This window comes from Pantoea sp. MBLJ3, assembly GCF_000816655.1.
GTDB classification, from domain to species: domain Bacteria; phylum Pseudomonadota; class Gammaproteobacteria; order Enterobacterales; family Enterobacteriaceae; genus Pantoea; species Pantoea eucalypti.
On sequence record NZ_JSUT01000029.1, the window covers coordinates 94,707 to 119,948 of the forward strand.

General features: G+C 55.1%; 25 protein-coding genes. 8 read left to right on the top strand and 17 right to left on the bottom strand.

From position 1 onward, the window contains the following. Nucleotides 1-171 precede the first annotated feature (171 nt). Nucleotides 172-714: a thioredoxin domain-containing protein gene (locus NP77_RS19650; protein WP_008924751.1), complete on the bottom strand. Its 543-nt coding sequence runs from the start codon at nt 712-714 to the stop codon at nt 172-174. Between the two features lie 320 nt (nt 715-1,034). Between NP77_RS19650 and NP77_RS19655 the strand changes: the two genes are divergently transcribed. Beyond that, nucleotides 1,035-1,304, top strand: a complete 270-nt coding sequence (locus NP77_RS19655) for a hypothetical protein (RefSeq protein WP_003851569.1) — start codon at nt 1,035-1,037, stop codon at nt 1,302-1,304. 133 nt (nt 1,305-1,437) lie between these two features. Then, nucleotides 1,438-1,965: a sterol desaturase family protein gene (locus tag NP77_RS19660; RefSeq protein ID WP_033762477.1), complete on the top strand. Its 528-nt coding sequence runs from the start codon at nt 1,438-1,440 to the stop codon at nt 1,963-1,965. On the opposite strand, the gene crtB is transcribed toward NP77_RS19660, so the two are convergent. The 6 genes from crtB to NP77_RS19690 all read right to left on the bottom strand — a co-directional run bounded on the left by crtB (nt 1,904) and on the right by NP77_RS19690 (nt 8,415). Beyond that, nucleotides 1,904-2,833 (bottom strand): 15-cis-phytoene synthase CrtB, encoded by a 930-nt coding sequence (gene crtB / locus NP77_RS19665; protein ID WP_039661374.1) that lies wholly within the window; start codon nt 2,831-2,833, stop codon nt 1,904-1,906. The two genes, NP77_RS19660 and crtB, sit on opposite strands and share 62 nt — an antisense overlap. Beyond that, a complete protein-coding gene (locus NP77_RS19670) occupies nt 2,830-4,308 on the bottom strand; it encodes a phytoene desaturase (RefSeq protein ID WP_039661375.1) in 1,479 nt (492 codons plus the stop codon). The genes crtB and NP77_RS19670 overlap by 4 nt, the downstream gene beginning before the upstream one ends. Further along, a complete protein-coding gene (crtY, locus tag NP77_RS19675; RefSeq protein WP_039661376.1) occupies nt 4,305-5,465 on the bottom strand; it encodes a lycopene beta-cyclase CrtY in 1,161 nt (386 codons plus the stop codon). The genes NP77_RS19670 and crtY overlap by 4 nt, the downstream gene beginning before the upstream one ends. Then, a complete protein-coding gene (locus tag NP77_RS19680) occupies nt 5,452-6,747 on the bottom strand; it encodes a glycosyltransferase (protein ID WP_003851562.1) in 1,296 nt (431 codons plus the stop codon). Before NP77_RS19680 ends, crtY begins: the two co-directional genes overlap by 14 nt. A gap of 9 nt (nt 6,748-6,756) precedes the next feature. Beyond that, nucleotides 6,757-7,665, bottom strand: coding sequence for a polyprenyl synthetase family protein (locus NP77_RS19685; RefSeq protein WP_033762527.1), 909 nt, complete (start codon nt 7,663-7,665; stop codon nt 6,757-6,759). A gap of 219 nt (nt 7,666-7,884) precedes the next feature. Beyond that, entirely contained in the window at nt 7,885-8,415 is a 531-nt protein-coding gene (locus tag NP77_RS19690) for a YtfJ family protein (RefSeq protein ID WP_033742868.1), read from the bottom strand. Nucleotides 8,416-8,580: 165 nt separating this feature from the next. Here NP77_RS19690 and NP77_RS19695 point away from each other — a divergent pair, with 165 nt between their 5' ends. Further along, nucleotides 8,581-8,808 carry a hypothetical protein gene (locus NP77_RS19695; RefSeq protein ID WP_003851555.1) on the top strand — a complete coding sequence of 76 codons (228 nt, stop codon included), beginning with the start codon at nt 8,581-8,583 and terminating at the stop codon, nt 8,806-8,808. A 27-nt stretch (nt 8,809-8,835) separates the two neighbouring features. On the opposite strand, the gene NP77_RS19700 is transcribed toward NP77_RS19695, so the two are convergent. The 3 genes from NP77_RS19700 to NP77_RS19710 form a co-directional block, all read right to left on the bottom strand. Continuing rightward, the gene (locus NP77_RS19700; protein WP_039661377.1) at nt 8,836-9,513 is read right to left on the bottom strand and encodes a pirin family protein; all 678 of its coding nucleotides are present in this window, start codon (nt 9,511-9,513) and stop codon (nt 8,836-8,838) included. Nucleotides 9,514-9,639: 126 nt separating this feature from the next. Continuing rightward, the gene (locus NP77_RS19705) at nt 9,640-11,370 is read right to left on the bottom strand and encodes a DUF2534 family protein (RefSeq protein ID WP_039661378.1); all 1,731 of its coding nucleotides are present in this window, start codon (nt 11,368-11,370) and stop codon (nt 9,640-9,642) included. A 45-nt stretch (nt 11,371-11,415) separates the two neighbouring features. After that, the gene (locus NP77_RS19710; protein ID WP_008924742.1) at nt 11,416-11,835 is read right to left on the bottom strand and encodes a DUF2946 domain-containing protein; all 420 of its coding nucleotides are present in this window, start codon (nt 11,833-11,835) and stop codon (nt 11,416-11,418) included. Nucleotides 11,836-12,054: 219 nt separating this feature from the next. On the opposite strand from NP77_RS19710, the gene NP77_RS19715 reads away from it, so the two are divergent. Together NP77_RS19715 and NP77_RS19720 are read left to right on the top strand one after the other, a co-directional pair. Further along, on the top strand, nt 12,055-13,008 hold the full coding sequence (locus NP77_RS19715) for a D-2-hydroxyacid dehydrogenase (RefSeq protein ID WP_039661379.1): 954 nt from the start codon (nt 12,055-12,057) through the stop codon (nt 13,006-13,008). A gap of 198 nt (nt 13,009-13,206) precedes the next feature. Further along, nucleotides 13,207-14,136, top strand: coding sequence for an Rpn family recombination-promoting nuclease/putative transposase (locus tag NP77_RS19720; RefSeq protein WP_003851547.1), 930 nt, complete (start codon nt 13,207-13,209; stop codon nt 14,134-14,136). 135 nt (nt 14,137-14,271) lie between these two features. Here NP77_RS19720 and glsB read toward each other — a convergent pair whose 3' ends face one another. The 5 genes from glsB to fucO all read right to left on the bottom strand — a co-directional run bounded on the left by glsB (nt 14,272) and on the right by fucO (nt 18,556). Next, nucleotides 14,272-15,192, bottom strand: a complete 921-nt coding sequence (glsB, locus tag NP77_RS19725; protein WP_008924740.1) for a glutaminase B — start codon at nt 15,190-15,192, stop codon at nt 14,272-14,274. A 77-nt stretch (nt 15,193-15,269) separates the two neighbouring features. After that, nucleotides 15,270-16,469: an MFS transporter gene (locus NP77_RS19730; protein WP_039661815.1), complete on the bottom strand. Its 1,200-nt coding sequence runs from the start codon at nt 16,467-16,469 to the stop codon at nt 15,270-15,272. Nucleotides 16,470-16,643: 174 nt separating this feature from the next. Next, the gene (locus NP77_RS23745; RefSeq protein ID WP_197066376.1) at nt 16,644-16,820 is read right to left on the bottom strand and encodes a hypothetical protein; all 177 of its coding nucleotides are present in this window, start codon (nt 16,818-16,820) and stop codon (nt 16,644-16,646) included. A gap of 104 nt (nt 16,821-16,924) precedes the next feature. After that, nucleotides 16,925-17,098, bottom strand: coding sequence for a GhoT/OrtT family toxin (locus tag NP77_RS19735; RefSeq protein ID WP_008924737.1), 174 nt, complete (start codon nt 17,096-17,098; stop codon nt 16,925-16,927). A 309-nt stretch (nt 17,099-17,407) separates the two neighbouring features. Continuing rightward, entirely contained in the window at nt 17,408-18,556 is a 1,149-nt protein-coding gene (gene fucO / locus NP77_RS19740) for a lactaldehyde reductase (protein ID WP_008924736.1), read from the bottom strand. A 258-nt stretch (nt 18,557-18,814) separates the two neighbouring features. Between fucO and NP77_RS19745 the strand changes: the two genes are divergently transcribed. Next, the gene (locus NP77_RS19745; RefSeq protein WP_039661380.1) at nt 18,815-20,452 is read left to right on the top strand and encodes a dihydroxyacetone kinase subunit DhaK; all 1,638 of its coding nucleotides are present in this window, start codon (nt 18,815-18,817) and stop codon (nt 20,450-20,452) included. Here NP77_RS19745 and NP77_RS19750 read toward each other — a convergent pair. After that, the gene (locus NP77_RS19750) at nt 20,449-21,336 is read right to left on the bottom strand and encodes a LysR family transcriptional regulator (RefSeq protein ID WP_039661381.1); all 888 of its coding nucleotides are present in this window, start codon (nt 21,334-21,336) and stop codon (nt 20,449-20,451) included. The genes NP77_RS19745 and NP77_RS19750 overlap by 4 nt on opposite strands. 257 nt (nt 21,337-21,593) lie before the next feature. On the opposite strand from NP77_RS19750, the gene NP77_RS19755 reads away from it, so the two are divergent. After that, a complete protein-coding gene (locus NP77_RS19755; protein WP_039661382.1) occupies nt 21,594-22,142 on the top strand; it encodes a YbhB/YbcL family Raf kinase inhibitor-like protein in 549 nt (182 codons plus the stop codon). A gap of 114 nt (nt 22,143-22,256) precedes the next feature. Here NP77_RS19755 and proP read toward each other — a convergent pair whose 3' ends face one another. Continuing rightward, nucleotides 22,257-23,723 (bottom strand): glycine betaine/L-proline transporter ProP, encoded by a 1,467-nt coding sequence (gene proP / locus NP77_RS19760; RefSeq protein ID WP_039661383.1) that lies wholly within the window; start codon nt 23,721-23,723, stop codon nt 22,257-22,259. A 477-nt stretch (nt 23,724-24,200) separates the two neighbouring features. On the opposite strand from proP, the gene NP77_RS19765 reads away from it, so the two are divergent. After that, nucleotides 24,201-25,220: an isopenicillin N synthase family oxygenase gene (locus NP77_RS19765; protein WP_039661384.1), complete on the top strand. Its 1,020-nt coding sequence runs from the start codon at nt 24,201-24,203 to the stop codon at nt 25,218-25,220. The last annotated feature ends 22 nt before the right edge of the window (nt 25,221-25,242 follow it).

Below are 25,242 nucleotides of genomic sequence, written 5' to 3' on the forward strand. Positions count from 1 at the left end.
GCCGTTTAGAGGATGTAGCAACGGCTCAAACGCTGCTAATAGCCGTACAGCTTACCCGGCCTGCTTACGGGAAAACAGGCATAATTATCAGGACATTGAAAGAGATGGCGTACTGGCTCTCTTAGCGGTGGTTTAAAGCCTGGCGCGGCAACGGCGGCCGCGCACGTAAAACTAACGCATCAGAAAGCTCGACCAATGTTCGATGTCGTCACCACTGCTGATTTCAGGTTGTACCAGACCATTGACCATAAAGGTCGGGGAAACGTGGATACCATTCTGACGAGCATACTTGCAGTGCCATTTAATCGCGTTCTGCAGGTCAGGCTGATCAAACGCGGCGCTGGCATCTACGCCACTGTACGCTTTAAGACGGTCCAGAATCTGGTTTGGCGTGGTATCGCGATTCGGGCCGGTGCAGTGGTCGGTGAATTCGAACTCTTCACGATGATCGGCCACCGCCTGCATCACCTTCTTCGCTGCGTCTTTACTTTCGCAGGCGGCGGCAAGGATATAGCGGACAATCAGCCCGGAATAAAGATGCCATGGCTGAGATTGCAGCCGGATCTTCACGGTGATTTTATCTTCACCTGCGTGCGCCAGTAATGCGTCTAATTTATTGAATGCACGCACCGAAAAAGGACAGGTAGGTTCCAGGAAAACTTCAAACACTTCGGGGCCATGGCCCCACACCAGGACATCAGCATGCTGATACATCGGTCACTCCTAAAAGATAAACAGGAAGGTAAGACATATACTCTGGCAAATCCTCTTTATTTCAGCCAGTTGAGAATCAGCCGCAATTGTTACAAAAATCAGCAATCAATCACTGACTGGCGCGTAACAGGAGACAGGCAGGTCCATTGATCGCTAGAATTAAAGGCAATAGCATTCTCATTATCTGACTCTTTATCGTCAGCTGAACTGAAGAGCGCTATAGTTACCCGCAGAGTTTGCTATCTGCATGATGAAGCCATCTCTGCGACTTTCCTGCTGATCGCCTGCCCCGAGCCGATAAGCGTTAAAAGAGGTTAATTTTGCATACCGATCTCACCTGGAAAACTCTGCATCGCGTCATTAACCAGACGATCTCAGACATGCTGGACGAGCAGCAGAGTATCAATGTGTTGTCACTCCGCGCCCGATTGCATGAACTGGCAGAAAAAGAGGAGGATGAGGTCATGGTCTTATGTTACTGGCAGGCGAGTAAAATTTTAATGCGATTGCCCGCCACGGTAACCGCCAGTCAGTTAATGGTTGCTGCACGTCACGCGTTTCGCACACCAATGGATCACGATTTAACCTGAAAGATATTTCACGCACGAAGGTGCCCGCCCCGTTCCCGTTATCCTCTGTTTATCTCCCGAACGCGGTTTTCCCCAACTTCTGTTAAAATTGAACCTCTGCGCCACTTTGCAGGATGCATGCTCGGGAGAAACTATGTTGTGGATTTGGAATGCCCTGATTGTTCTGGTCACCGTTATCGGTATGGAGATAACGGCTGCACTGGCGCACAAATATATTATGCACGGCTGGGGTTGGGGCTGGCATTTGTCTCATCATGAACCCCATAAAGGCTGGTTTGAGGTTAACGACCTTTATGCAGTGGTATTCGCCTGCCTGTCGATTTTGCTCATTTATCTGGGCAGCACAGGTGTCTGGCCGTTGCAGTGGATTGGCGCGGGGATGACGCTTTACGGTTTGCTCTATTTTATCGTGCATGATGGCCTGGTTCATCAACGCTGGCCGTTCCGCTATGTTCCGCGCCGGGGTTATCTGCGCAGACTTTATATGGCGCACCGCATGCATCATGCTGTACGTGGCAAAGAGGACTGCGTCTCGTTTGGTTTCCTTTATGCGCCGCCGTTGTCAAAACTGCAGGCGACGCTGCGGGAACGTCACGGTGTTAAACGGGGCGCTGCCAGAGGTAAGCGGGACGTGGAGCAGGATGCGCCATCCGGGAAGTAACCGCCTGACCTGATGCCGCCACCAGCATAGCCAGTTTCTCGGGTGTGCTGGTGGACTGGCGTTGATCCCACGCCTGTGAACCCGCCTGAACCACTTTCATCCCGATTTTACGATACACCTGTTTAGCAGTAGCAATCGCCCACGCTGAGCGCAGAGGCAAACCGGGCAGTCCGGCTAACGACGACTGGTAATAGGGCTCGGCCGTCTCTACCAGCCGACGGGCCACGCGACTCAGTGCCTGGCGATTATGCGGGTCAGCCAGCGTCTCTCGTGTCAGACCCGCTTCAGTCAGCCACTCGGCGGGCAAATAGCAGCGTCCCGCTTCAGCATCTTCAACGATATCGCGCGCAATATTGGTCAGCTGAAATGCCAGCCCGAGATCACAGGCACGATCCAGCGTGGCATTGTCTCGCACGCCCATAATCTGCGCCATCATCAGACCCACCACGCCCGCGACGTGATAACAGTAGCGCAGCGTATCATCCAGCGTCTGATAGCGTGTCTCGCGAACATCCATCGCAAAACCTGCAAGATGATCAAAGGCATAAGCAGGCAGAATGTCATGCGCCATCGCCACCTCCTGAAAGGCCGCAAAGGCAGGTTCATGCATCTGTGATCCGGCATAGGCCTGACGCGTTTTCATCTCCAGCTGCGCCAGGCGCTGTTCCGCAGATTGCAGCGACGGCGTATTGTTACTGAAGCCCAGCACCTGATCGTCAATCACGTCGTCACAGTGCCGACACCAGGCGTAGAGCATCAGCACACTGCGTCGTGTTTTGGCATCAAAAAGCTTCGATGCCGTGGCGAAGCTTTTTGAACCCACTTCCATGGTTTCTACGGCATGGTCGAGCAGTGACGGACTGTTCAAGCCAAATCCTCCAGCATTAATCCTGCAGTGGCTTTGGCCGAACCAATGACGCCCGGAATACCCGCGCCCGGATGGGTGCCTGCACCGACCAGATAGAGATTTTTGATCGTCTTATCGCGGTTGTGCGGCCGGAACCAGGCGCTCTGCGTCAGGATCGGCTCCACCGAGAACGCCGAGCCCTGATACGCATTCAGCTCATCGCGAAAATCAAACGGCGTGAAGATGCGGTGCGTCACGAGCTGACTGCGCAGGCCCGGCATATAGTGCTGCTCCAGATAGTCGAAGATACGATCGCGCAGGCGCGGACCTTCAACACTCCAGTCGATATCGGCGGTGCCGAGATGCGGCACGGGCGCCAGCACGTAATAGCTGCCGCAGCCTTCAGGTGCCAGTGACGGATCGGTCACGCAGGGCGCATGCAGATAGAGTGAGAAGTCCTCTGCCAGCGCGTCTTTGTTGAAGATCTCATCAATTAATTCGCGGTAGCGCGGACCAAAGCAAACCGTATGGTGCGCCAGCTGATCATGATGATGATTCAGGCCAAAATAGATCACAAACAGCGAGTTACTCATGCGCTTATTCTGCAGGGTTTTCCCCTGCGCCACCGATGCCGGATGCTGGCTCAGTAATTCGCTATACGTGTGAACCACATCCGCGTTAGAGGCGACCGCACGGGTCGGGAATACCCGCCCGTCATCCAGATGCACGGCGGTAATTTTATTTTCCAGCGTCTCCAGACGGGCAACGCTGGCATTCAGCTCTACTTCCCCGCCCAGATCCTCAAACAGCTTCACCATGCCCTGAACCAGGGCGCCAGTGCCGCCGCGTGGGAACCAGACGCCCCATTCACGTTCCAGTGCATGAATCAGGGTGTAAATTGACGACGTGGCAAAGGGATTTCCGCCCACCAGTAGCGAGTGAAAAGAGAATGCCTGACGAAGATGTTCATCTTCAATGTAGCTTGCCACTTTGCTGTAGACACTGCGCCACGCCTGTAACTTTGCCAGCTGAGGTGCAGCACGCAACATGTCGCGGAAAGAGAGAAACGGCACAGTGCCGAGTTTCAGATAGCCTTCCGCAAACACCGCACGGGAATAGTCAAGAAAGCGCCGATAGCCTTCAACGTCACGCGGGTTAAACGCAGCAATCTGTGCTTCCAGCGTTGGCTGATCGTTGTCATAACTGAATACCTTGCCAGACTCCCAGCAGAGGCGATAAAACGGCTTGACTGGCATCAGCTCGACATAGTCAGAGAGCCTTTTGCCCGCCAGCGTGAACAGCTCTTCAATGGCGCTCGGATCGGTGATTACCGTTGGACCGGCATCAAAGGTGTAGCCCTGATCCTCATAGACATAAGCCCGGCCGCCAGGCTTGTCACGCTGTTCCAGCAGTCGGGTGGGAATACCGGACGCCTGAAGGCGAATGGCCAGAGCCAGACCACCAAAGCCTGCGCCAATTACTGTCGTTCTATTCATTGCATCGCCTGTTGACGGTGAGGAGTCATAATAGCCTGTAATGCCGCCAGTACGGGAACCGGTGGCTTGCCGCTTAGGATACGCAGCCGATCAGACAAAGTGAGTTTTCCCGCATAAAAACGGGCGATCAGATTTTCGGGAAGTCCGTAAAAACGTTGCATAACCTGCCAGCGCTGGTCAGCCGGACCCGCGAGAAACAGCATCCGGTTTAGCATGCGGAAGAAGCGCTGCTGCTGCCAGGCCTGACTGGCGAAATGCGCAATGGTGGCGTGCAGGGTTTCAGAGGTAAACGTCTGCATCTGAGCCAGCCGGTCAGCCAGTGAAACCGCCAGTGGCAGAGAGTAGCCGGTGGTAGGATGAAATAACCCGGCACGCAGACCACTGCAGGGTAAATCGCGTTTATGCCAGAAGGCAGCCACGTCGCCGGTCAGTGTAATCGGTAACGCGCCTTGCTCTTCTCGCAGTAGCTGATTCAGTTTCCAGCCCTGCTGCGCGGCATAGTCACGGATATTCTGACGGGCGCGATCGCCTTCCAGCGTGGCGTGGTCAATATAGTGGGTATCTTCAATCAGCAGTGTATCGGCAGAAAACGGCAGGCTGTAGACAAAACGATAGCCTGCCTGCTGATCCACCGTCGCATCCATGATGATCGGTTCAGTCAGTCCGTGTGGTTCACTGAGCTGCCACTCCTGCCCGACGAACGACTGGAAGCCCATACGCAACGCGGTATCGGACTGATAGCCACGACCATCGATCACCGCGTCAGTGTCCAGTACGCGGCCATCCTCCAGCGTGACCGAGCGTGAAGCAATGTTCGCCACTCTGGTGTTTAGCAGCAGATCCGACGCAAATCTGTCACGAATGACCTGCGCAAAACGCTCTGCGGTTACGCAAAAATAGCCACTGTTCAGGGAACGATGTCGTTGAGGAAAGCGCACTTCATAACCGGGCCAGTGATGAACGACCAGTGGCGCAATCCAGTGATGCTGTGTTTCAGTCAGATCTTCCGCATGAAATGACCAGGTGTGATGCGCGCCTGGCTCATTTTCGGCATCAATTAAGAGAATGCGCAGGGACGGCCGCTGCTGACGCAGGCGCAAAGCAATCAGGCCGTTTGCCAGTCCCGCACCCACCAGAATAAGATCATACCGCGGCATAATCTCTCCTCTTAAGCACCGGTTTACGGGTCAGCATCGCCTGTTCGACAATGTCCGCTGCCAGTGTTGTCCCGCCCGCCTGACGAAGGGCGGTGCGCAGCGTTTTCATCTGCTCAACGTAACTTTCATCTGCCAGCAAGGTCTGGAGCTGGCGGGCCATTGAGTGGCTGGTGGTAAAGCGTGATGCGCGACGTCCGATACCGTGCCAGACCACTCTGGCCGCAACGCCTGGCTGATCAAAGGCCAGCGGGATCGCCAGAAGCGGCGTCAGGTGGTTAACTGCATCCAGCACCGTGTTCATCCCGCCGTGGGTGATGGCCAGATCGGCCTGCGCCAGAGCCGCTGCCTGATCGGCAAAATCGACCACCTGAACATGGCTGGCCTGCGCGAGCTTCTCCGCCTGAAACGGTGACAGGCGACCGCAATGCGCCAGCAATAACTGCGCGTCAATCTCCTGACAGGCACGGACGATGGTTTTAAACAGGCCGTAGCGATGACCCTGCAGGGTGCCGAGTGAAGCAAAAACCTTCGGTTTGTCGTCCTGCGTGAAATAGCGTGTCTTCGACGCAGCCGATGACGATTCCGCAGCGCGCAGAGGTCCAACCGCGTGGAAATGGTCGGGCAGGGTCTGGCGGGGAAAATCGAGTGCCGGGATAAGCTGGCTGATCTGTGCCAGCGGTGAAAAACAGTGATGCAGTTTTTCGCGCGGTGCTAATCCCATTGCATGAGCATTGCGGGCGATCACCCGATCGTGACGCCGCATCAGCCAGTCGTAGATTTTTTCACTGGTGCGATAGCGTTCGCGCGCCTGATCTGTCCCTGCATAGTCAAATGGCATCACGGCCAGCGGAAAATCTGCCTCACGGTTTAGCGGCAGCGCACAGGCAACCGAAACGAAAGGCAGATTCAGAAACTCTGCTGCCAATGCACCGGCAGGTTCCATCTGATCGACGATGACGCCATCGATCGCCAGCGTGTTCAGCACCACCGGCAATTCGCGACAGAGCATATCGGTGCTGCGCGCCATCTCATTGATCAGTTTCAGCATCGACGGGCCAAGAGGATGCGCCGCCAGCTGCAGGGTATGCGCCAGACTGCCCGCGGGATGCGAGGCTAAGCCCAGCGGGAAAAAGCCAATTCGCCGGTCAGTGAGAAGCGCGCTGACGTCCGTCTGCTGGATAAAGGTAATCTGGTGTCCGCGCGCGATTAAAGCCTGGCTAAGATGCTGAAGCGCCTGCACATGGCTATAAAAGGGCGGTGCGATGACCGCGTAGTGGCTCATGCAGCATCCTTAACTGACGGCAGCGAGTTTTTTCTCAAACCAGGCCTGAACAAAATGATGTGTGGAATAACCGTCCTGACAGGCCGAGAGCAGATGCTCGCTGGCGCAACGCAGATGGTCTCGCAGTCGCGTTTCCACTGCCTGAGGCCCAAGCAGATTCACCAGCGTCGATTTACCCTCATCCTGATGGGTATCTTTGCCGGTATCGGCCATGCCGTCGGTAAGATCGTCCAGCAACTGGAAAGCCTGACCGAGATTCAGTGAAAAACGGTGCAGCTCTTCGCGGGTCTCTGCAGATGCTTCTGCCACAATGGAGGCCATCTGCATTGAGGCGCAGAACAGCGTGCTGGTTTTATAGTGATTGGTCATCAGAATGGCATCAGCACTGCGTGGTTTGTCACCCTCTGAGAGATCTTTGAATTGACCCTGCACCAGTCCCTGCATACCGACCGCATGGGATAACTCCGCGACGGCGTCTGCTCGGGCGGCCGCTGTTAAGCCTTCTGCCATGGCGACCACGCCAAATGCCTTACTCAGCAGTGCAACCGCGGCCAGAATCGCCACATGTTCGCCATACTGACAGTGAATGGTCGGCCGTCCACGACGCAACTGCGCATCATCCATGCAGGGCATGTCATCCAGAATCAGGGAGGCGGCATGGACCATCTCCACTGCACAGGCGAGATCAAGCAAACCGGCGGGCGTGACGTCGCAACCGAGATCGCGCGCGGCCAGCAGCAGCAGCAGCGGACGAATACGCTTTCCCGGTGCCAGCGCACCGTCGCGCATTGCAGCGCCGACCAGGTCACGTTCACTTTCAACCGGTAAAAGCTGGTCGAGCCGTTGCTCAATCTCGTTCAACAGGCTCGCAGCCTCACTGCGGTTGAAATTGACGTGTTGTTCTGCACAGACCGTCATCATGGCTGTCCTTATCTACAGAGGAAGTCACAGCAGGTCGAAATTCTTCGATGCCATCTTCAATAATCGTCCCCGACTGCCCTTGCATAGTGGGCAGGTTTTCAAAGAACGGCGGGTAATTCCATTACAACTAAGCGTAGTTCACAGAGATAAAAATGTCGGTAAATTCAGCAGCATTCCGTGTTTAACGTCGATAATTAACGGGGCATTCTGCCTGAATCAACCCAGTAATGCGCGCAGCGTTTTTATCACGCTGGCGACATCCTCGTCAGATAATGCGCCATCTTTGGCGAAACGCACAATTCCCTTCGGATCAATGACGACCACTGACGCGTTTTCCGGCAGAAGATGCCAGCTGTGAGCGGTAACGCCACTGCTGTCGATAATGAATTGCTGCCATGGGTCAGCCTTTTTACTGGACGCAATGCTGCGCACTACAAAAATGGCACTGCCGGGCAGAGCATCGTCAGTATTGACGATGGTGGTGGTCTGGAAACGGTCTCGCGGCAGTCGGGCCTGCTGAATGGCATTGATTAAAGGCTCGCTCTGATCTTTCGCAGAGAGACGACCCGCCACATGAATCACCAGACGCACTTTTCCGGTCAGAGTCTGACTATTCCAGCGCTGATAATGAATGTCGCCCTGTTTCAGCACCATTTCGCCTTTGTCGGCGACATAGACGGTGGGGACAGGAAAACCCGTTTTCAGGGTGTGGGCAGTGGCGAAACCCGAAAAAAGAAGGGCTATCATCAATCCATAATGGCGCACAGGGTCCTCACTTCTTTTTGGTTTACGTAGGCCAGCTATCTCATCAGCAGGCAGAAGATTAGTATCACATCTATGTTTCAGATCAATAAAGGCATTTAATAACTGGAGTCAAAATAGCGGGGAAGATCTGATTACTGGAGGTGTGAAATGAGTACAACACTGATGACGCTACCTGAATTTGCCCGTTATATTGGCATCGCAACCCCAACGCTGGCGCGCGCCTTTTGCTGTCGGGGATCGCTGGGAGGCGTGCCGCTGCCACAGGCGCTGGATGATGCCCCGCTGACGCAGCGTCACTGGCTGCGCGACGATGTCTGTCAGTTTGATCATGCCTATAAACGGGTTCAGGCGAGGCAGCAACGTAAAACGCTTTAATCAGCGCGGGGATAGTCCCGCGCTTTCTTATGCAAAATTATCGGGCTTCACCAGGAAACAGACCAGATTAGCCTCACGGTCGCCCACGATTTCAATGGTGTCATCCAGCCCGCTGAATGCGTCTCCACGACCCAGACGGTGATCGCCCACGCGGATAATGCCTTCAAGCACGGTGAGATAAGCGACAAATCCCGGCATTGAAGGCACATTGAGCGTATGGTTGCGCGCCAGCAGCGTGTCGTAGATATAGACCTCCTGACGCAGTTCCAGTGGCGCGTCAGACGTTTCTGGCCCGGCCAGTTCAGTCCAGCCGTTGGTCATAATGCCCTGGTCGCGTTCCAGCACCTGAGTCATCGCTTCCCCGCCCGGCTGTGAAGGCCGAATCACGGCCTGCAACAGCTCCGCTTCATACAGCGGCACCGACTCTTCGTACTGAACACCTTCACCCGCATTGACCACCATCACTTTCTTTGCAGAGAGCTGTGTGCGCTCGCCGTTGCTGTCCTGATGTTGCATCGAACCGCGCCAAAGGTAAGTGAACACTTCTTCATTCTGATGCTGCTGCATCGGAATCCGGGCATCCAGTTTTAACGACATCAGGTCAACACTGATCAGCGGGCTCAGGGCAGCGCCGGGCCGCTGGCGACGAACGGTGAAAGGACCGTACTCAAAAAGTTGCTCAGGATTTGCTCGCACAATGTTCATGATTAGCTCTTAAATAAAGTGACCAATAACAACGATCATAGACCTCAGACGTAAAATGAGAAGCCGGGGGATTTGCCCGGCTTCGTCAGTTATTTTGAATAATAGACAATTTGCCGTGCTGGCAGCCTACTTGCCCTGTTCGTCACTTTCACCCAGAAAGAAATACCAGAGTGGAATCGACAACAGCCCGGTAAAGACGGTGGAGTAGAGCAGGATCATCATCGCCTGAGTGATATACATAGTCAGTGACCAGTGGCTGAAAGGGATCTGATACTGATCAATCACGCCACCAATCATCGCATTTGCCATTACCGAGATGACTATCAGCGCCAGCACCGTGACGCTGCGCAGAAAATAACGCATCTCTTTACGTTTACCGGCGAAGCGCGACTGAACGATAGCCAGCGGCGACTGCTTATCCGGGGCGATTTCCACCTGAACGATAGCGGCTCGCTGCGCACTGCGCCAGCGCTGAATATCCAGCAGAATCAGCACTATCAGGCTGACACCCATAACGGGCAGGGCATAGCCCAGGGCCAGCATGACAATCAGACTGGTACCCTGTGCGTAGCGCGGCAGTGACAGCCAGGCGGACAACAGCGTCTGCGATGGGCTGAGCTGAGGAACAGCCGGGCGACGTATCCACCACATGCGGTAGCCCAGCACAATCATTGTGCAGAGACCAAAGCCAAACAGCGCCAGAATCAGCTGGTTGGGCAGGCCAAACAGCACGCCCATATGGGCATCCACGCCCCAGCGGGTCAGTTTCGCCACCAGCGGGAAGCTGGCGAACTCAACGCGATCGACCACGCTGAAATTAACCGGATTGATGGAAACTGCATCGACCTGGCTCGGCCAGCTGCGATCAATCTCTGACACTGTCCATGCCTGTTCAGCGTTCTTAGGCTGGCGCAGTTCCAGTTTCGTGGCGTGAAGTCCGGCCTGACGTGCAGCCGCCAGGGCCTGATCCCAGCTGGCATTCGGCTGATTCAGGATCACCGGCGGCGCGGTTTTCGCTGGCATGGTCATCCCGGACATCGTCATTCCTTCCATCGCACCGCGATGGTCAGCATGGGGATCGGCGGCTTCGGCAGGAACGTTACCATTCAGCGCGGTGTTAACCTGCGGCGTTGTCCAGCCGAAGTCGCTGCGCATCTTATCAATGTTGTTGCCCGCCCACTGTGACCAGGTCAGCCCCGTGACTGAAAAGAACACCAGGCCGATGGCCAGAATCAGACCCAGCGTGACGTGCCAGTGACGCGTTGCTGCAAAGCCACTCAGCGCTTTTTTACGGTGTCGTGGTGGCCGCGTGCCGGCCCATAAAACGAGTCCACCCAGCGCGGCGACCCACAGCCACGAAGCCGCCAGTTCACTGTAATTGCGACCAAAATCTCCCAGCAACAGGCCGCGATGCAGCTGATCCAGCCACATTCGCAGCGGCAACACACCGCTGGTGCCATACACCGTCATATCGCCTTTCACCTGCAGGGTGTAGGGATCGATAAACAGCGAGCGCGACTCAGATGGACCCAACTGAGGCTCAGCAAACTGCACCCGGGTTGTATCCAGCGGGCCTGGTGCGGGACGCACGGCGTAAATGCGCGCGGACTCACCGGCACGGGCACGGGCAGCGGCAATCTGAGCTGACAGCGGTTGTGCGACACCCTGCGCGTCAGTGGTCAGGGCATCGTGGTAAATCGCCTGTTCCAGCTGCGGCGTAAGAACGTAGAGCGTACCGGTGAGAGCGGCGACGAAAATAAATGGCGCAATAAACAGGCCAATATAAAAATGCAGGCGGCGAAACAGGTTAAAAACAGTGCCGCGTGGTGCAGGGGACATTTCCCGATTAGAGGACATAGCATTCCACACTTTTCAAAAGACAAAGGCGATCTGGTGACGTTGTCACGCAATCGAATCAGTTAGCAGTCGGTGTGACGCAAAACAGGGTGGCGCACGCGGTCGGTGAAGGCGCAGTAATCGTCGCCATTGCGGCGGATTAATGGCAGAAGGAGGCGGGGCGCGGCTTATCAGGCACATCCACCAGATGAACGGGATAAAGACCCATAGCATCAGCGGCACATGAACCAGCAAATCGCAGTAACCACAGGCAAAGCCCGAACCCATCATCATCCCGTGATCCGCCATCGCCATCTCGCTGTGATGATCCATCATGGGCATCTCTGCGCTCATGGCAGAGGCATCCTGCATCATGGCGCGATGTTCAGCCAGATTTTTAGAGATCATCGGGGCAACAAACAACAGCAGCACGGCCAGTATCGCAATACCGGCTGTGAGTCGCTGTCGGATGTCAGATCTCTGCATGATTTTAACAGGCATTTGGGGTCAGAATTCAGGGCGGCAGTGTAACGCGAAGGGGATAAAAGGGTTAAATAAAGTGGCTTCTGTAGCGAGAAAATTCGCACTCTTTGAACATATTCACTTTAATTTCAGCATCATTTAACGTAGTTGTTACCACCAGAACACATACAAATAACATTAATGTTTCGGCTGCAGTTAAACCGAACCCAAAAAGGATTAAGAATGAAAATTGTCATGCTGGATGGCGACACGCTGCCTGTTTCACTGCCGACCGGAAAGCAGAATGCTGACTGGGAAATTCGTGCACAGACTTCGGTCAGTGAAATCGTGTCGGCGCTTACGGGCGCCACGGTCGCGATCACCAATAAAGTGCCGTTGCGTGCCGACACCTTAAAACTCTTACCCGATCTGCGCTTTATTTGTGTCGCGGCGACCGGATATGACTGTATTGATCTCGATGCCTGTCGTACACGCGGCATTGTGGTCAGTAATGTTCCTGGTTACTCCACCCAGAGCGTTTCAGAGGCGGTTATCGCCGCGATTTTTGCCCTGCGCCGTCAGATGATGGCTTACGCCAGCAATACCCGCATCGACTGGCCGCAGGCTCAGCACTTCTGTCTGCATCGTCAGCCGATAGGGGATATTGGCGGCGCAATGCTGGGTATCGTGGGCAAGGGCGACATTGGCCAGGCGGTCGGCAGGCTGGCTAAGGCGCTGGGTATGCAGGTGCAGTACGCCGAACGTAAAGGCAGTGACAGAGTGCGTGAGGGTTATGTCAGCTTCGAACAGATGCTCGCGACAAGCGATATTATTTCGCTTCACTGCCCGTTGAGTGACAGCACTCGTCAGATGATCGATCGTCATGCGCTGGAGAAAATGAAATCGCATACGCTGCTGATCAATACCGCGCGCGGCGGACTGATTAACGAAGCCGACCTCGCTAAGGCGTTAAAACAGGGTGTCATTGGGGGGGCGGCGCTGGATGTGCTGAGCAGCGAGCCGCCCGCGCCCAACAATCCGCTGCTGGCGGATCTGCCAACTCTGCTGCTGACGCCGCACATTGCCTGGGCGAGTCGCAGCGGTGTGGAGAATCTGGTGACTGGCGTGATGGCCAATATCGCGGCCTTTATGCAGGGCGAGCCGGTTAATGTGGTGAGTCAGGCCTGGCGGAAATAGTTTTAATCTCTGATATGCGTTGATATTCAGAGCAACCTCGTAGAATTCAGGTGACACGTTTTACAGTGGTTATTAATCAGGCTATTAGTTTCGTTATCTCCATCAGTGACTAAACGTGCGTGCGCGACAGGAATTAGCGCCTTTTACTGGCTGACTCAGCCGTTGTAAGCGCTTCAGGAACAGAAAGGATTCTGGCCAGTGAAAAAGAAGAACAGCACGCCCACACCTCATGATGCGACATTCCGGCAATTTCTGACTCAGCCGGATATTGCCCGGGATTTTATGGCGCTGCACCTGCCGCCGGAGCTGCGCGTACGCTGTGATCTCAGCACCCTGAAGCTGGAGTCGGGGTCGTTTGTGGAGGATGACCTTCGGCAGTACTTCAGCGACGTGCTTTACAGTCTTAAAACAACCGCTGGCGATGGATATATCCATGTACTTATTGAGCATCAGTCAGCACCTGACAAACACATGGCATTTCGGCTGATGCGCTATGCAGTGGCAGCTATGCAGCGCCATCTGGAAGCCGGGCATAAGACATTGCCGCTGGTGATACCCATCCTGTTTTACACCGGCAGACGCACGCCCTATCCCTATTCGACCCGGTGGCTGGATGAGTTTGATGACCCGGTGCTGGCGGACAGGCTTTACAGCCACAGTTTTCCGCTGATCGATGTCACGGTGATTCCTGACGATGAGATCATGCAACACCGCAACATGGCGGCTCTGACCCTGTTGCAAAAGCACATCCGGCAGCGAGATCTGACAGAGCTGATGGACAGGCTGGTATCCATTTTGATGGCAGGCGATCACTCTTCATCACAGGTGATATCGCTGGTACACTACATGGTACAGGCGGGCGAAACATCAGACGCCAAAGCCTTTGTACGGGAGCTGGCACGGCGTGTGCCCCAACACGAGAACGCACTTATGACTATTGCACAACAGCTTGAGCAGATAGGTCTTGAGAAAGGCATCGAACAGGGCATCGAACAGGGACGAAAAGAAGGTGTTCGTGGCGCGAGCCTGAGAATTGCGCGTAACCTGCTGATGAATGGTATGGATCGCAACACGGTTATGCAGATGACCGGTCTGAATGAAGACGATCTGACACAAATTTCACACTAAGATATTTTTTGCACTCTGATAATTACTGGTGCCTCACATCGCCAGTGCGCGGCACCCTTCAAATCAGACGGCTTTCCCAACATCCTGAAATTACGCCGTGTTTTATGACGGCGAGCTAAATATTCTCGCTCAGCATCAAAATATCGAGCGCCCCAGCTTATCAGTCAGCAATTCCAGCACAGCGGTTCCCGCCAGTGAATTACCCGCGCTGTCCAGCCCAGGTGACCAGACGGCGATGCTCATCTCGCCGGGAATGATAGCAATAATTCCACCCCCCACACCTGACTTAGCTGGCATTCCGACGCGCCATGCGAACTCGCCTGCGCCATCGTACATCCCGCTGGTGATCATCAGTGCGTTTATCTGTCGGGCCTGACGTGGCGTGATCATCTGACTGCCATCCAGCGTTTTTCCCTGATTCGCCAGGTAGATAAAGGTGCGGGCCAGCTCAATGCAGTTCATTGAAAGTGAGCAATAGTGGAAATAGGTCTGCATCACGCTGGTGACATCATTATCAAAATTACCAAACGACTTCATTAACCAGGCGATGGCTGCATTACGGGCCGAGTGTTCAAATTCAGAACGGGCAACATGGCGATCATAATTAATATCGGGCTGCTGACTGAGCTGACGCACAATTTCCAGCATTCGCTGCCGTGGTGCGGTCAGACGGGTTTCCAGCAGATCGCAAATCACCAGTGCACCGGCATTGATGAAAGGGTTACGCGGCTTACCCTGTTCCAGCTCAAGCTGCACCAGCGAATTAAAAGGCTGACCTGAGGGCTCTTTGCCGACCCGCTGCCAGATTTCGCTGTCGTCATAGCGCGTCAGTGCCACAGTGAGTGAGAGCGCCTTTGAGATCGACTGAATCGAAAAGCGCGTCTCAGCATCACCTGCCTGAAAGAGCGTGCCGTCACGCAGGCAAACCGCAATCGCCAGATTGTCGGCCGCCACATCCGCCAGCGCAGGAATATAGTCAGCCACCTTTCCCTGATGGACCAGCGGACGTACCTGGTCCAGGATCGCCTGCAGCAGAGCATTATTCAGTTCAGACACTTACCTTCTCCCGTCGATTCTTGCTGTCCGCATCCGCGACCAGCGAATCATTAATTGATAGCGGCTGGGCCGCAGGTTCAGCTGATAGGTTTTGACTGCGCTGCCAGCGGAGCCAGCAGCATCTGTAGCAGGCTCAGCAGGGCCAGTACACCGAAAGGCAGCGTCCAGTTACCGCTCTGCTCATGGAGCACGCCGAAAAACAAAGGGCCAAATGCCGCCAGTGCATAACCCACACACTGCGCCATGCCCGACAGTTGCGAGGCCTGGCGGTGATGCGTGGCTCGCAGATTAAACAGCGAAAGGCAGAGCACCAGTGATGCGCCTGCGCCAAGGCCGGCCAGTGTCAGCCAGATCATCGCCCACTGTGGATTGAGCAATAAACCCAGCATGCCGAGGAAAATGCCTGATGAGGCAATGAATGCAGTGAGCCGGGCGTCTTTAACCCGCTTCAGAACCACCATACAGCCCAGATTGGCAATGATCGCAATCGCCTGATACCAGAATAGCAGCCAGCCCGCACGGGTCTGACTGAAGCCATTGTCCTGAGCAAAGACAGCAAACCAGTCGATCAGGGTATAAAATGCCAGCGACTGCAGCGCCATAAACAGCGCGATCTGCCAGCCCCCGGCTGATTTCCAGGGATGACGATACGCGACGGGCGCATCGGTTGCCGCGACTGTTGACTGCCGCTGACGCAACAGCGGCAGCCAGACAATCAGCGCCACCAGCCCGGGCAGTGCCCAGACGACCAGCGAGAGTCGCCAGCCGGCCGATGAAAGCTGGCTCAGCGGCACGGCAATGCCTGAAGCCAGGCTGGCAGTGATCGACATCGTTGCAGCATAGAGACCAATATATTTAGCGGTGTGGGCGGTGAAATCGCGTTTAATCAGTGGCGGCAACAACACGTTGGCGGCGGCAATGCCTGCGCTAAGCAGCAGCGTTCCCCCCCACAGTGCTGCTTCGGCGGGGTGCCAGCGCAACAGTGAACCGGCCGTGATCAGACACAGCGCACCCCACAAACTCCGCTCCAGCCCAAGCTGATTTCCCAGCCAGGCGGCGGGTGGGGCGAGCAGTGAAAAGAGAATAAGTGGAATAAAATTAAACAGGCCCGCTTCACCGGCAGTGAGTCCAAACGTCTGACGAATATCCTGCAATACCGGGCCAGCGACAGTAATAGGTGCGCGAAGGTTCGCGGCAGTAAGCAGCAGGACGAACAAAAAAAACGTAGCGCTTGAAAACGCAGTAAGAGATTTAGCGGCGTGTTGTACAGGCATCATGGCAGGGATCATCACAGGCAGCAGTGCTGCGGGGGCGTTGCTTGACGTTAACGCTTACGCATCAGAATTGATGTCTGGACGCTACTCTACTGACCGGTTAGGGGCGTGTAAAGCCTTGTAATGCTATGAGATAGCGCAAATGCGATCTCGCAGCACTGTTGGCCGTTTTACCGATCAGTGAAATTCAGGTTCAGGGAAGTGACCGCAGTCATTCTGGCTGGGATTGGTGCCGGGCTGGCAGGTCTGCTGACGGGTTTCGGCTGCGGGAACTGGTTTTTCAGCGTGCCACGGGGCGCTGGCGCTGCATGCACTGAGAAGTGAAACCAGAATCATCACACTGACAACGCGCATAGCCGCTCCTTATTAACCGTCACGAACAAAGTCACGTCGGTGATCGCCGGTTTGCAGGTCAGGGACGTCTTACCTGAGTGTGGTCGCTAAGGAGATTCTGTCAATTAAAACAGCGCAAACATCAGGGCGACAGGAAAACTCATCGGCCAGGTCGCACCGACTAAAAAGGCGCTCAGCAGTTTGATACTCAGCTTATCTTTTGCGATGAAGAACGTGATCAGCGTAGCGACCAGTGCAACAACAGCATAGAAAATGAGCATTCCCTGGTACAGTGTCATCGTAATCTCCGCAGCGTCATTAAGGTTTTCGCTGCGCATGATGCGGATTTTTGTGATCCAGATCAAGAGGTGCGCGGTTTAGGATCTAAAGAAATCATGGATTAAGCGCGCAATTCGGACGCTGAACTGCACTATCACATCAGGCGATTTCAGGCTGAAACCCGGCCGAAAAATGCCGCTAAAACCTTTGCGGCCGCCGCAAATGCATTCCTACAACCGCTGGCGAATACTTCTCTGTTATTCGTTTGCAGGATGTAAAAAGCCCGCCAGCGAGTGCGGGCAATATATTACAGCGCCAAGGGGTGTGACTTAACTCTGGTGATATAACGCCATCACTTCCTCCAGGTCCGGAGTCCGTGGGTTGCCGCCAGTGCAGACATCATCCAGCGCCGCCTGTGCCAGTGCTGGGATATCCACTTCTTTTAAGCCCACTTCACGCAGCGAGCGGGGAATACCCACATCGCGACAGAGCTGACGAACCGCGGCGACCGCCGCTTCCCGCGCCTGATCCAGCGATAATGACTCGACCTGTTTTACACCCATTGCGCGGGCAACATCGCGATATTTTTCGCCTGTGCAGGAGGCATTCCACGCCATCACCTGCGGCAGCAGAATAGCGTTCGCTACACCGTGCGGGACGTTATAAAACGCGCCAAGCGGGTGTGCCATGCCATGCACCAGACCAAGGCCGACATTGGAGAAACCCATACCGGCCACATATTGTCCCAGCGCCATCTGCTCAACCGCCTCAATATTTCCTGCCACCGATTTGCGCAGTGACTGGCTGATAATCTCAATGGCTTTGAGGTGCAGCATATCGGTCAGGGGCCAGGCGCCGCGTGTGATGTAGCCTTCAATGGCATGGGTTAAGGCATCAATACCCGTCGCAGCCTTCAGCGAAGCTGGCATGCTCGCCATCATCTCCGCATCAATGATCGCCACTTTCGGAATGTCATGAGGATCGACACAGACAAACTTACGGCGCTTCTCTTCATCAGTAATGACGTAATTAATCGTCACTTCTGCGGCTGTGCCTGCCGTGGTCGGGATGGCGATGATTGGCACACACGGATGGCGGGTGGGGCTGGCGCCTTCCAGACTGCGGACATCTTCAAACTCAGGGTTATTAATAATAATGCCGATCGCCTTGCTGGTATCCTGTGGTGAGCCGCCACCGATGGCTATCAGGTAGTCGGCACCTGACTCTCTGAACACCGCAACACCCTTCTGCACAACCCGAATGGTAGGATTCGGCACCACCTCATCATACACCGCCCAGTCAAGCTGATGGTGCGCCAGCAGATCAGTCACCCGTTTCAGCGCACCCGCCGCGACCAGCGCTTTGTCAGTAACGATCAGTGCTTTTCGCATCCCGCGACGTTGTACCTCTTCCGGCAAATGGCGCAAAGCACCAGCACCAAACCAGGCGGTTTCATTGAGAATCATACGTTGGGTCATTAAAACATCCTCTGTTAACAAATGAATTTTTAACATCCGTGATCTCCGGTGGATGTTCTGCGCAGACCCTCTCACTTTCAGGTAAAGACATTTGATAAAAATCAATCAATTATTAAAAATCGCTGCGCCTGTGCCCGCTGGTTTTCGTGCGGTATGTCTGAAATCAGGCTATAGACCTGTTGATGGATTTCTCACAGTCGTCAGTGGTATGTAACACTGCTTCATCAGCAAACCCGCATGCCTATGAGGAAAGAATACATGACCCGATTCGTAATGAATAAAAAGGATGATCTCGTCGACAGCGCGTTAGATGGCATGATTTACGCCAGCCCGTGGCGCAATCTGGTCCGGTTGCAGGTCGATCCGCGCATTCGCATCGTGATGCGTAATGACTGGCAAAAACAGCAGGTCGCGCTGATTTCCGGTGGCGGTTCAGGCCATGAACCGGCGCATGTCGGTTTTATCGGCAAAGGGATGCTGACGGCGGCCGTCTGTGGCGATGTGTTTGCTTCTCCCAGCGTGGACGCGGTTTACAACGCCATCATCAATATTACCGGTGAGGCAGGATGTCTGCTGATTGTGAAAAACTACACCGGGGATCGACTCAACTTCGGTCTGGCAGCAGAAAAAGCGCGTAAAGCGGGATTCAGCGTCACTATGGTGATTGTCGGTGATGATGTTGCGTTGCCCGATAACCCTCAGCCACGCGGCGTAGCGGGCACGTTGCTGGTGCATAAAGTGGCGGGCTTCGTCGCAGAAAGGGGGGATGACCTGGCGGCGGTGACCGAGGCAGCAGAGGCAGCCAGTCTTGCTATCGCCACTATGGGCGTTGCGCTCTCAAGCTGCCATCTGCCGGATGAGCAGACCGGCCAGCGGGTGCCAGACGGCAGCGTTGAAATGGGGCTGGGGATTCACGGCGAACCGGGTGTTGACGTAATGCAGACGCAAAACAGTCAGCAGATTGTGCAGCATCTGCTGGAGAAAGTGGTGCCGGACAACGATCAGCCACGCGCGCTGTTAGTCAATAATCTTGGTGGCATGTCCGCGCTGGAGATGAGTCTGGTAACGCGGGACCTGATTGAGTCGCCGCTCAGCCGGGGCAGTGATTATCTGATTGGCCCGGCTCCGCTGATGACTGCGCTGGACATGAAAGGCTTTTCCGTCACCTCCATGACGTTGACACCGCTGTTCGAGGAGGCAATCTGCGCGCCGGTAGAGGTCAGCGGCTGGGTTCCGGCTGTTAAAATTGCGCCTCTGCAGCCTGTTATTGCCCCCAGAGAGGCAACAGCACAGACGGCCCAACCCTCTGATAACCCGACGGTGGCGGCTTTCGTTGACAGCATCTGTTCAACCCTGATCGCCAGCGAAAGCGAGCTGAATAAACTGGATGCCCAGGTGGGCGATGGCGATACCGGCTCGACCTTTGCTGCAGGTGCGCGTCAGATCCAGCGTGAATGTGCGGATAACAAGCTGCCGTTAAATGCCTTGTCCGAGCTGCTCGCGGTGACGGGTGAGCGACTGGCGACGGTGATGGGCGGCTCCAGCGGCGTGCTGATGGCGATCTTTTTCACTGCTGCTGCGCAGCAGCTGGCCGAAGGGGATGCGCTGCCCGCGGCTCTGCAGCAGGGTCTGGAAAAGATGAAGCAGTATGGCGGGGCACAACCCGGGGATCGCACGCTGATTGATGCGCTGCAACCGGCTATCGAGGCACTGGTGGCGGGTAAATCGCTGGCAGAGGCGGCTGATGCGGCACAGCAGGGCAGTGATGCAACCGCCAGCATGGGGAAAGCAAAAGCGGGCCGATCATCTTATCTTAACAGTGCTAACCTCAACGGCGTGTCTGATCCGGGTGCCGTCGCGGTCGCCAGAGTCTTTGCGGCATTAAAAAAACTTTAGTGCTGTGACGACGCTAAACGCCTCTGAAGAAAGGCCAGTAACTGGCGGTTTACTTCGCTGCGCTGACGGTGCTGCGGGTAAACCGCATTCAGGGAGAGCGGGGACGGCAGATAGTCGTCCAGCACGGTCACCAGTTCACCGCGTTGCAGGGCAGTCTCAACGATAAAGGCGGGTAACAATACCAGTCCTAAGCCTGCCAGTGCGGCATCACGCAGGACCTCACCATTGTTACTCACCATCGGCCCCTGCACCGCCAGCCACTTCGGTTTACCATTCACCTGCAATTCCCAGCCATTCTGACCTTCACGTCCGTAGCGCAGACAGGCGTGTTGCAGCAGGGCTTCTGGCTGCTGCGGTGTGCCTGCACGTTCCAGATAGCGGGGGCTGCAGCAGATCACCCGTTTCAGCTCGCCGAGCGGACGGGCAATCAGCGTTGAGTCCGCCAGGGTGCCGATGCGTATCGCCATGTCCACGCCTTCGCCAATGACATCCGCATAGCGATCCGCCAGCTCAATCTGAAACTGCAATGCCGGGTGGTGGCTGAGGAACTCGGCGATCAGCGGCGACAGGTGGCTCATACCAAAGGACATCGGCATATTAATGCGGAAGGTGCCACGCAGCGCCTGCTGCTGCTCAGACACTGCCAGCTCTGCTTCCTGAATCTCATCCAGAATGCGCTGAGCATGTTGCGCGAACAATAAACCTGCATCGGTTACAGACAGCTTACGGGTATTGCGTATCAGCAGTCGTACTCCCAATGACGCCTCCAGCGCGGCCATGCGGCGGCTGACATACTGTTTCGATAACATCAGATGCTCAGCCGCTGCAGTAAAGTTGCCAGCATGCATCACGGCAACGTAAATCCGAAGGTCTTCAATCTGCATAGTGTCCACTTATCGGTGACAGTGACGATGATTCAGGCGAAACTTCAGCCAGAGGAGTTAACTTATATCGGGTAATACGCCATAGGGCAACGCGTCAGCACTATCAGCCAGCGCGACGGAGATCATAGATTTGCCGTTTTCTTACTCCTGAACGGGCGGTCAGTCGGGTCAATCGTATTAAAGCCGTTATAGTAAACAGGCAGTGACGCAATCCATCCGGGACATAATCTCTTGATTAATCTGATAAGGAGTAGCTGGTGAAAAAATTACTCTGCGCGACGGTGCTGGCCGTTTTGCCAATGACCACGCTGGCGGCGTCGGTGTTTACGCTGCAATCACAAGACTTCAGCGATAATGCGCTACTGGATAAAAAGTTTGCCGGTGCCAATAAAAGTAACCCTTCCTGTACCGGTGAGAATATTTCTCCTCAACTCAACTGGTCTGCTGCGCCTGCGGGAACCCGCAGTTTTGCGCTGCTGATGACCGATCCGGTCGGGGCCAAAGGGCTGGGGGTCACGCACATGGTGGCCTATAACATTCCTGCCAGCCGCACGTCGTTTGCGCAGGGGGCGCTGACAAAGGGCAAGGATTATACCGGTGGAAAAAATACGCCAGGCACGCTGCATTATTACGGTCCTTGCCCGCCAGCAGGCAGTGGTCTGCATCACTATAACTTTGTGCTGATCGCCACCGATTTACCGGTGGGGCAGCTGAAAGCGGGGTTAACCCAGGCAGAGTTGGTTGCCAAGCTGAAAGGCCATGCGCTGGGCGCGGCCAGCACAGTGGGCCGCTTCAGTAATGAATAATCTGCACCCGGAATAAAGAAACGCTTGTGGCACGCGTAAGGGCGGTTAAATAAGGTGGGCGGAGCGTCCGGTCGCAGATAAAAAAACACCCTGCAGAGCAGGGTGTCAGAACACTTATTTACCCGCTGTCGCGGCGGGTTTATTTCGTTTGCGCAGCTTGTCGATTAATCGATGTGCTTCTGCCTTAGTCGCCACCGCAGGGGAAGAACCGGTCAGCGGCTGACGGGCCGTCTCGCGAACGGTCAGAATAGTCAGCAGGCCAATGATACCCGCGCCCATCATGTAGTAGGCCGGCATCATCGTGTTTTTAGTGGTATCCACCAGCCATGCGGTAATCAGCGGTGTGGTACCACCAAACAGGGAAACTGACAGGTTAAAGCCAATGGCCAGCGCACTGTAACGGATATCGGTGGTGAACAGGGCTGGCAGCGTCGAAGGCATGGTGCCGCTGAAGCAGGTATGCAACACACCCAGAATCATGAGTCCGCCAAATACCGCCCACATATTCCCGGACCCGATCAGCATAAAGCTTGGGATAGCGAGGAGAATCAGGCCCACCGCACCAAAGGCAATTACCGGACGACGACCAATACGGTCAGTCCAGCGACCCCAAAGCAGCGTCAGCGGCATCATCACAAACATCGCCACCATCACCAGAAGCAGGCCACTTAACTCTGGCAGACCCAGTATCCCGGTCAGGTAGCTCGGCATGTAGGACGTCAGCATATAGTTAGAAACGTTAAACAGCAGCACCAGACCAATACACTTCATCATCGGCGCACGGTATTTGCTCAGCATCTGCATCAGTGTCAGACGCGGTTTGCTCTGCTCCAGCGCTTCCTGTTTTTCCATATGCTGCTGGAATGCTGGCGTCTCTTCCAGCTTCAGTCGCACATAGAGACCAAACAGGCCCAGCGGCGCGGCGATAAAGAACGGCACGCGCCAGCCCCAGGACATCATGGCCTCATTGGACATCACGGTCGTCATGACCGTCACCAGGCTGGCACCCATCAGATAGCCGCCAATGGTCCCGAACTCAAGGAAGCTGCCCATAAAGCCACGGCGTTTATCGGTAGAGTACTCGGCGATAAAGGTCGCGGCACCGCCATATTCACCCCCGGTCGAGAAGCCCTGAATCAGGCGGGCCACCAGCAGCAGAATGGGTGCCATGATGCCGATTGAAGAGTATGCCGGGATCAGACCAATACAGAATGTCCCGATCGACATCATGATCATTGTCATCGCCAGTACTTTCTGTCGGCCGATACGGTCACCCAGCGGCCCGAATACCAGGCCACCAATCGGACGCACAAGGAAGGCCGCTGCGAACGTACCAAAGGTGGCAATCAACTGAACCGCGTTGTTGGCATCAGGGAAAAAGACTTTGCCGATGATCACGGCGAGATAGCTGTATACCCCGAAGTCGAACCATTCCATCGCATTACCTAATGCCGCTGCGCCAACCGCACGCTTCAGCATGTCGTTATCGATCACGGTAATGTCGTCGACAGTCAGCTCTTTAGGCTTCCTGTTCCAGAAATGTTTCTTTGGGTGTTCAGACGATGAGTTTCTGGTGTCCATATTCTCCTCAGGTGCATCAATGAAGGAGTCTTATAGCTTTCGCAGCCGCAAACAATGTTCAGAAGAAACCGTGGAAATGAAAGCTATAAGAAGCCGAAAAATTTTAAGTGAAGCGGCAAAAGCCGCAGCCGGTTAACCATAGACCACGATTGTAAGGTTTTGCAAGTTTTCAGCCGAAAAAGCTAACTTTGATGGAAAATTCAGCACGGCGCTCTGACTCCTGAGTGCTTACGGCCATAAACATTTTGAAATATTGCCTGGTAATAGCTCTTTTCATGTGTGGATCTGTTTATGGCTGTTTTCGCCACAATGACTGCCGAAAAAGAGGATCTCGCGTGCAGAGTAATCTGCGGCAGGGATGGCTAAGGGGTGGTGGTATATTTCCATCCACCGCATATCCATAGCAGGATTAGTTGGTAGTTAACGCATAAAGGGAATGGCAGTGTAAAGCTATTCCATGCCAACAGAGTCTCTCTCATGAGCGCGTTAACAACAGCAGAATTGCCGGTCATCGATTTCGCATTATTGTCAGGTAATCAACAGCAGCAGCAACAGGTGCTGGAAAAGTTAAGCCAGGCCGCGCGTGATGTCGGCTTCTTCTATTTAATCAATCACGGCATCGACCGTGAATTATCAGATGAGGTTCAGGATGTCGCGCGGAAATTTTTTGCCCTGCCACAGGCGGAAAAATCCGCGGTAGCGATGGCTAACTCGCCTCATTTTCGTGGTTATAACCTGGCGGGCGTGGAAATAACCCGCAGCCAGCCCGACTATCGTGAGCAGTTCGATATTGGTGCGGAACGGGAAGCGCTGCCCGTTACTGCCGATTCCCCCACCTGGCAACGGATGCAGGGGCCGAATCAGTGGCCTGAAGCCTTACCAGAATTGCAGACCGTGGTCACCTGCTGGCAGCAGCAGATGACAGAGGTAGCGCTGGCGTTACTGCGCGCCTTTGCCCAGGCACTTAATCTGCCGCGCAACGCTTTCGACAACCTCTACGGCGACTATCCCAACGAACATATCAAACTGATTCGCTATCCGGGGCGCACCGAGGGTGAATCACGCCAGGGTGTTGGCGCGCATAAAGATTCCGGCTTCCTGACCATGCTGTTGCAGGATGACCAGCCGGGCCTGCAGGTTGAAGTGACACCGGACAACTGGATCGATGCGTCGCCGCTGCCGGGTGCCTTTGTGGTGAACATTGGCGAACTGCTGGAGCTGGCGACCAACGGCTACCTGCGCGCGACGGTGCATCGCGTGGTCTCACCACCTCAAAGCAGCGAGCGCTTATCCATTGCCTTCTTCCTGGGTGCCCAGCTGGATGCGGTGGTGCCAGTCTATCAACTGCCTCCCCAGCTGGCTCGGCTGGCACAGGGACCGGGCAGCGATCCGCTCAACCCACTGCTGCGCGAAGTGGGCTGGAACTACCTCAAGGGCCGGCTGCGTTCGCATCCGGACGTCGCCCGGCGTTTCTATCCCGAACATAACACTCACTGATAACGATAAGAGATAAATGATG

Excerpts from the sequence above, each read along its gene's own strand:
- NP77_RS19660 (WP_033762477.1), top strand. The coding sequence starts at position 1,438 with ATGTTGTGGATTTGGAATGCCCTGATTGTTCTGGTCACCGTTATCGGT.
- NP77_RS19710 (WP_008924742.1), bottom strand. The coding sequence starts at position 11,835 with ATGCAGAGATCTGACATCCGACAGCGACTCACAGCCGGTATTGCGATA.
- NP77_RS19700 (WP_039661377.1), bottom strand. The coding sequence starts at position 9,513 with ATGAACATTGTGCGAGCAAATCCTGAGCAACTTTTTGAGTACGGTCCT.
- NP77_RS19735 (WP_008924737.1), bottom strand. The coding sequence starts at position 17,098 with ATGACACTGTACCAGGGAATGCTCATTTTCTATGCTGTTGTTGCACTG.
- NP77_RS19730 (WP_039661815.1), bottom strand. The coding sequence starts at position 16,469 with ATGATGCCTGTACAACACGCCGCTAAATCTCTTACTGCGTTTTCAAGC.
- NP77_RS19715 (WP_039661379.1), top strand. The coding sequence starts at position 12,055 with ATGAAAATTGTCATGCTGGATGGCGACACGCTGCCTGTTTCACTGCCG.
- NP77_RS19695 (WP_003851555.1), top strand. The coding sequence starts at position 8,581 with ATGAGTACAACACTGATGACGCTACCTGAATTTGCCCGTTATATTGGC.
- fucO (WP_008924736.1), bottom strand. The coding sequence starts at position 18,556 with ATGACCCAACGTATGATTCTCAATGAAACCGCCTGGTTTGGTGCTGGT.
- NP77_RS19705 (WP_039661378.1), bottom strand. The coding sequence starts at position 11,370 with ATGTCCTCTAATCGGGAAATGTCCCCTGCACCACGCGGCACTGTTTTT.
- NP77_RS19685 (WP_033762527.1), bottom strand. The coding sequence starts at position 7,665 with ATGACGGTCTGTGCAGAACAACACGTCAATTTCAACCGCAGTGAGGCT.
- NP77_RS23745 (WP_197066376.1), bottom strand. The coding sequence starts at position 16,820 with ATGCGCGTTGTCAGTGTGATGATTCTGGTTTCACTTCTCAGTGCATGC.
- proP (WP_039661383.1), bottom strand. The coding sequence starts at position 23,723 with ATGGACACCAGAAACTCATCGTCTGAACACCCAAAGAAACATTTCTGG.
- crtY (WP_039661376.1), bottom strand. The coding sequence starts at position 5,465 with ATGCCGCGGTATGATCTTATTCTGGTGGGTGCGGGACTGGCAAACGGC.
- NP77_RS19650 (WP_008924751.1), bottom strand. The coding sequence starts at position 714 with ATGTATCAGCATGCTGATGTCCTGGTGTGGGGCCATGGCCCCGAAGTG.
- NP77_RS19690 (WP_033742868.1), bottom strand. The coding sequence starts at position 8,415 with ATGATAGCCCTTCTTTTTTCGGGTTTCGCCACTGCCCACACCCTGAAA.
- NP77_RS19670 (WP_039661375.1), bottom strand. The coding sequence starts at position 4,308 with ATGAATAGAACGACAGTAATTGGCGCAGGCTTTGGTGGTCTGGCTCTG.
- NP77_RS19765 (WP_039661384.1), top strand. The coding sequence starts at position 24,201 with ATGAGCGCGTTAACAACAGCAGAATTGCCGGTCATCGATTTCGCATTA.
- NP77_RS19680 (WP_003851562.1), bottom strand. The coding sequence starts at position 6,747 with ATGAGCCACTACGCGGTCATCGCACCGCCCTTTTATAGCCATGTGCAG.
- NP77_RS19745 (WP_039661380.1), top strand. The coding sequence starts at position 18,815 with ATGACCCGATTCGTAATGAATAAAAAGGATGATCTCGTCGACAGCGCG.
- NP77_RS19750 (WP_039661381.1), bottom strand. The coding sequence starts at position 21,336 with ATGCAGATTGAAGACCTTCGGATTTACGTTGCCGTGATGCATGCTGGC.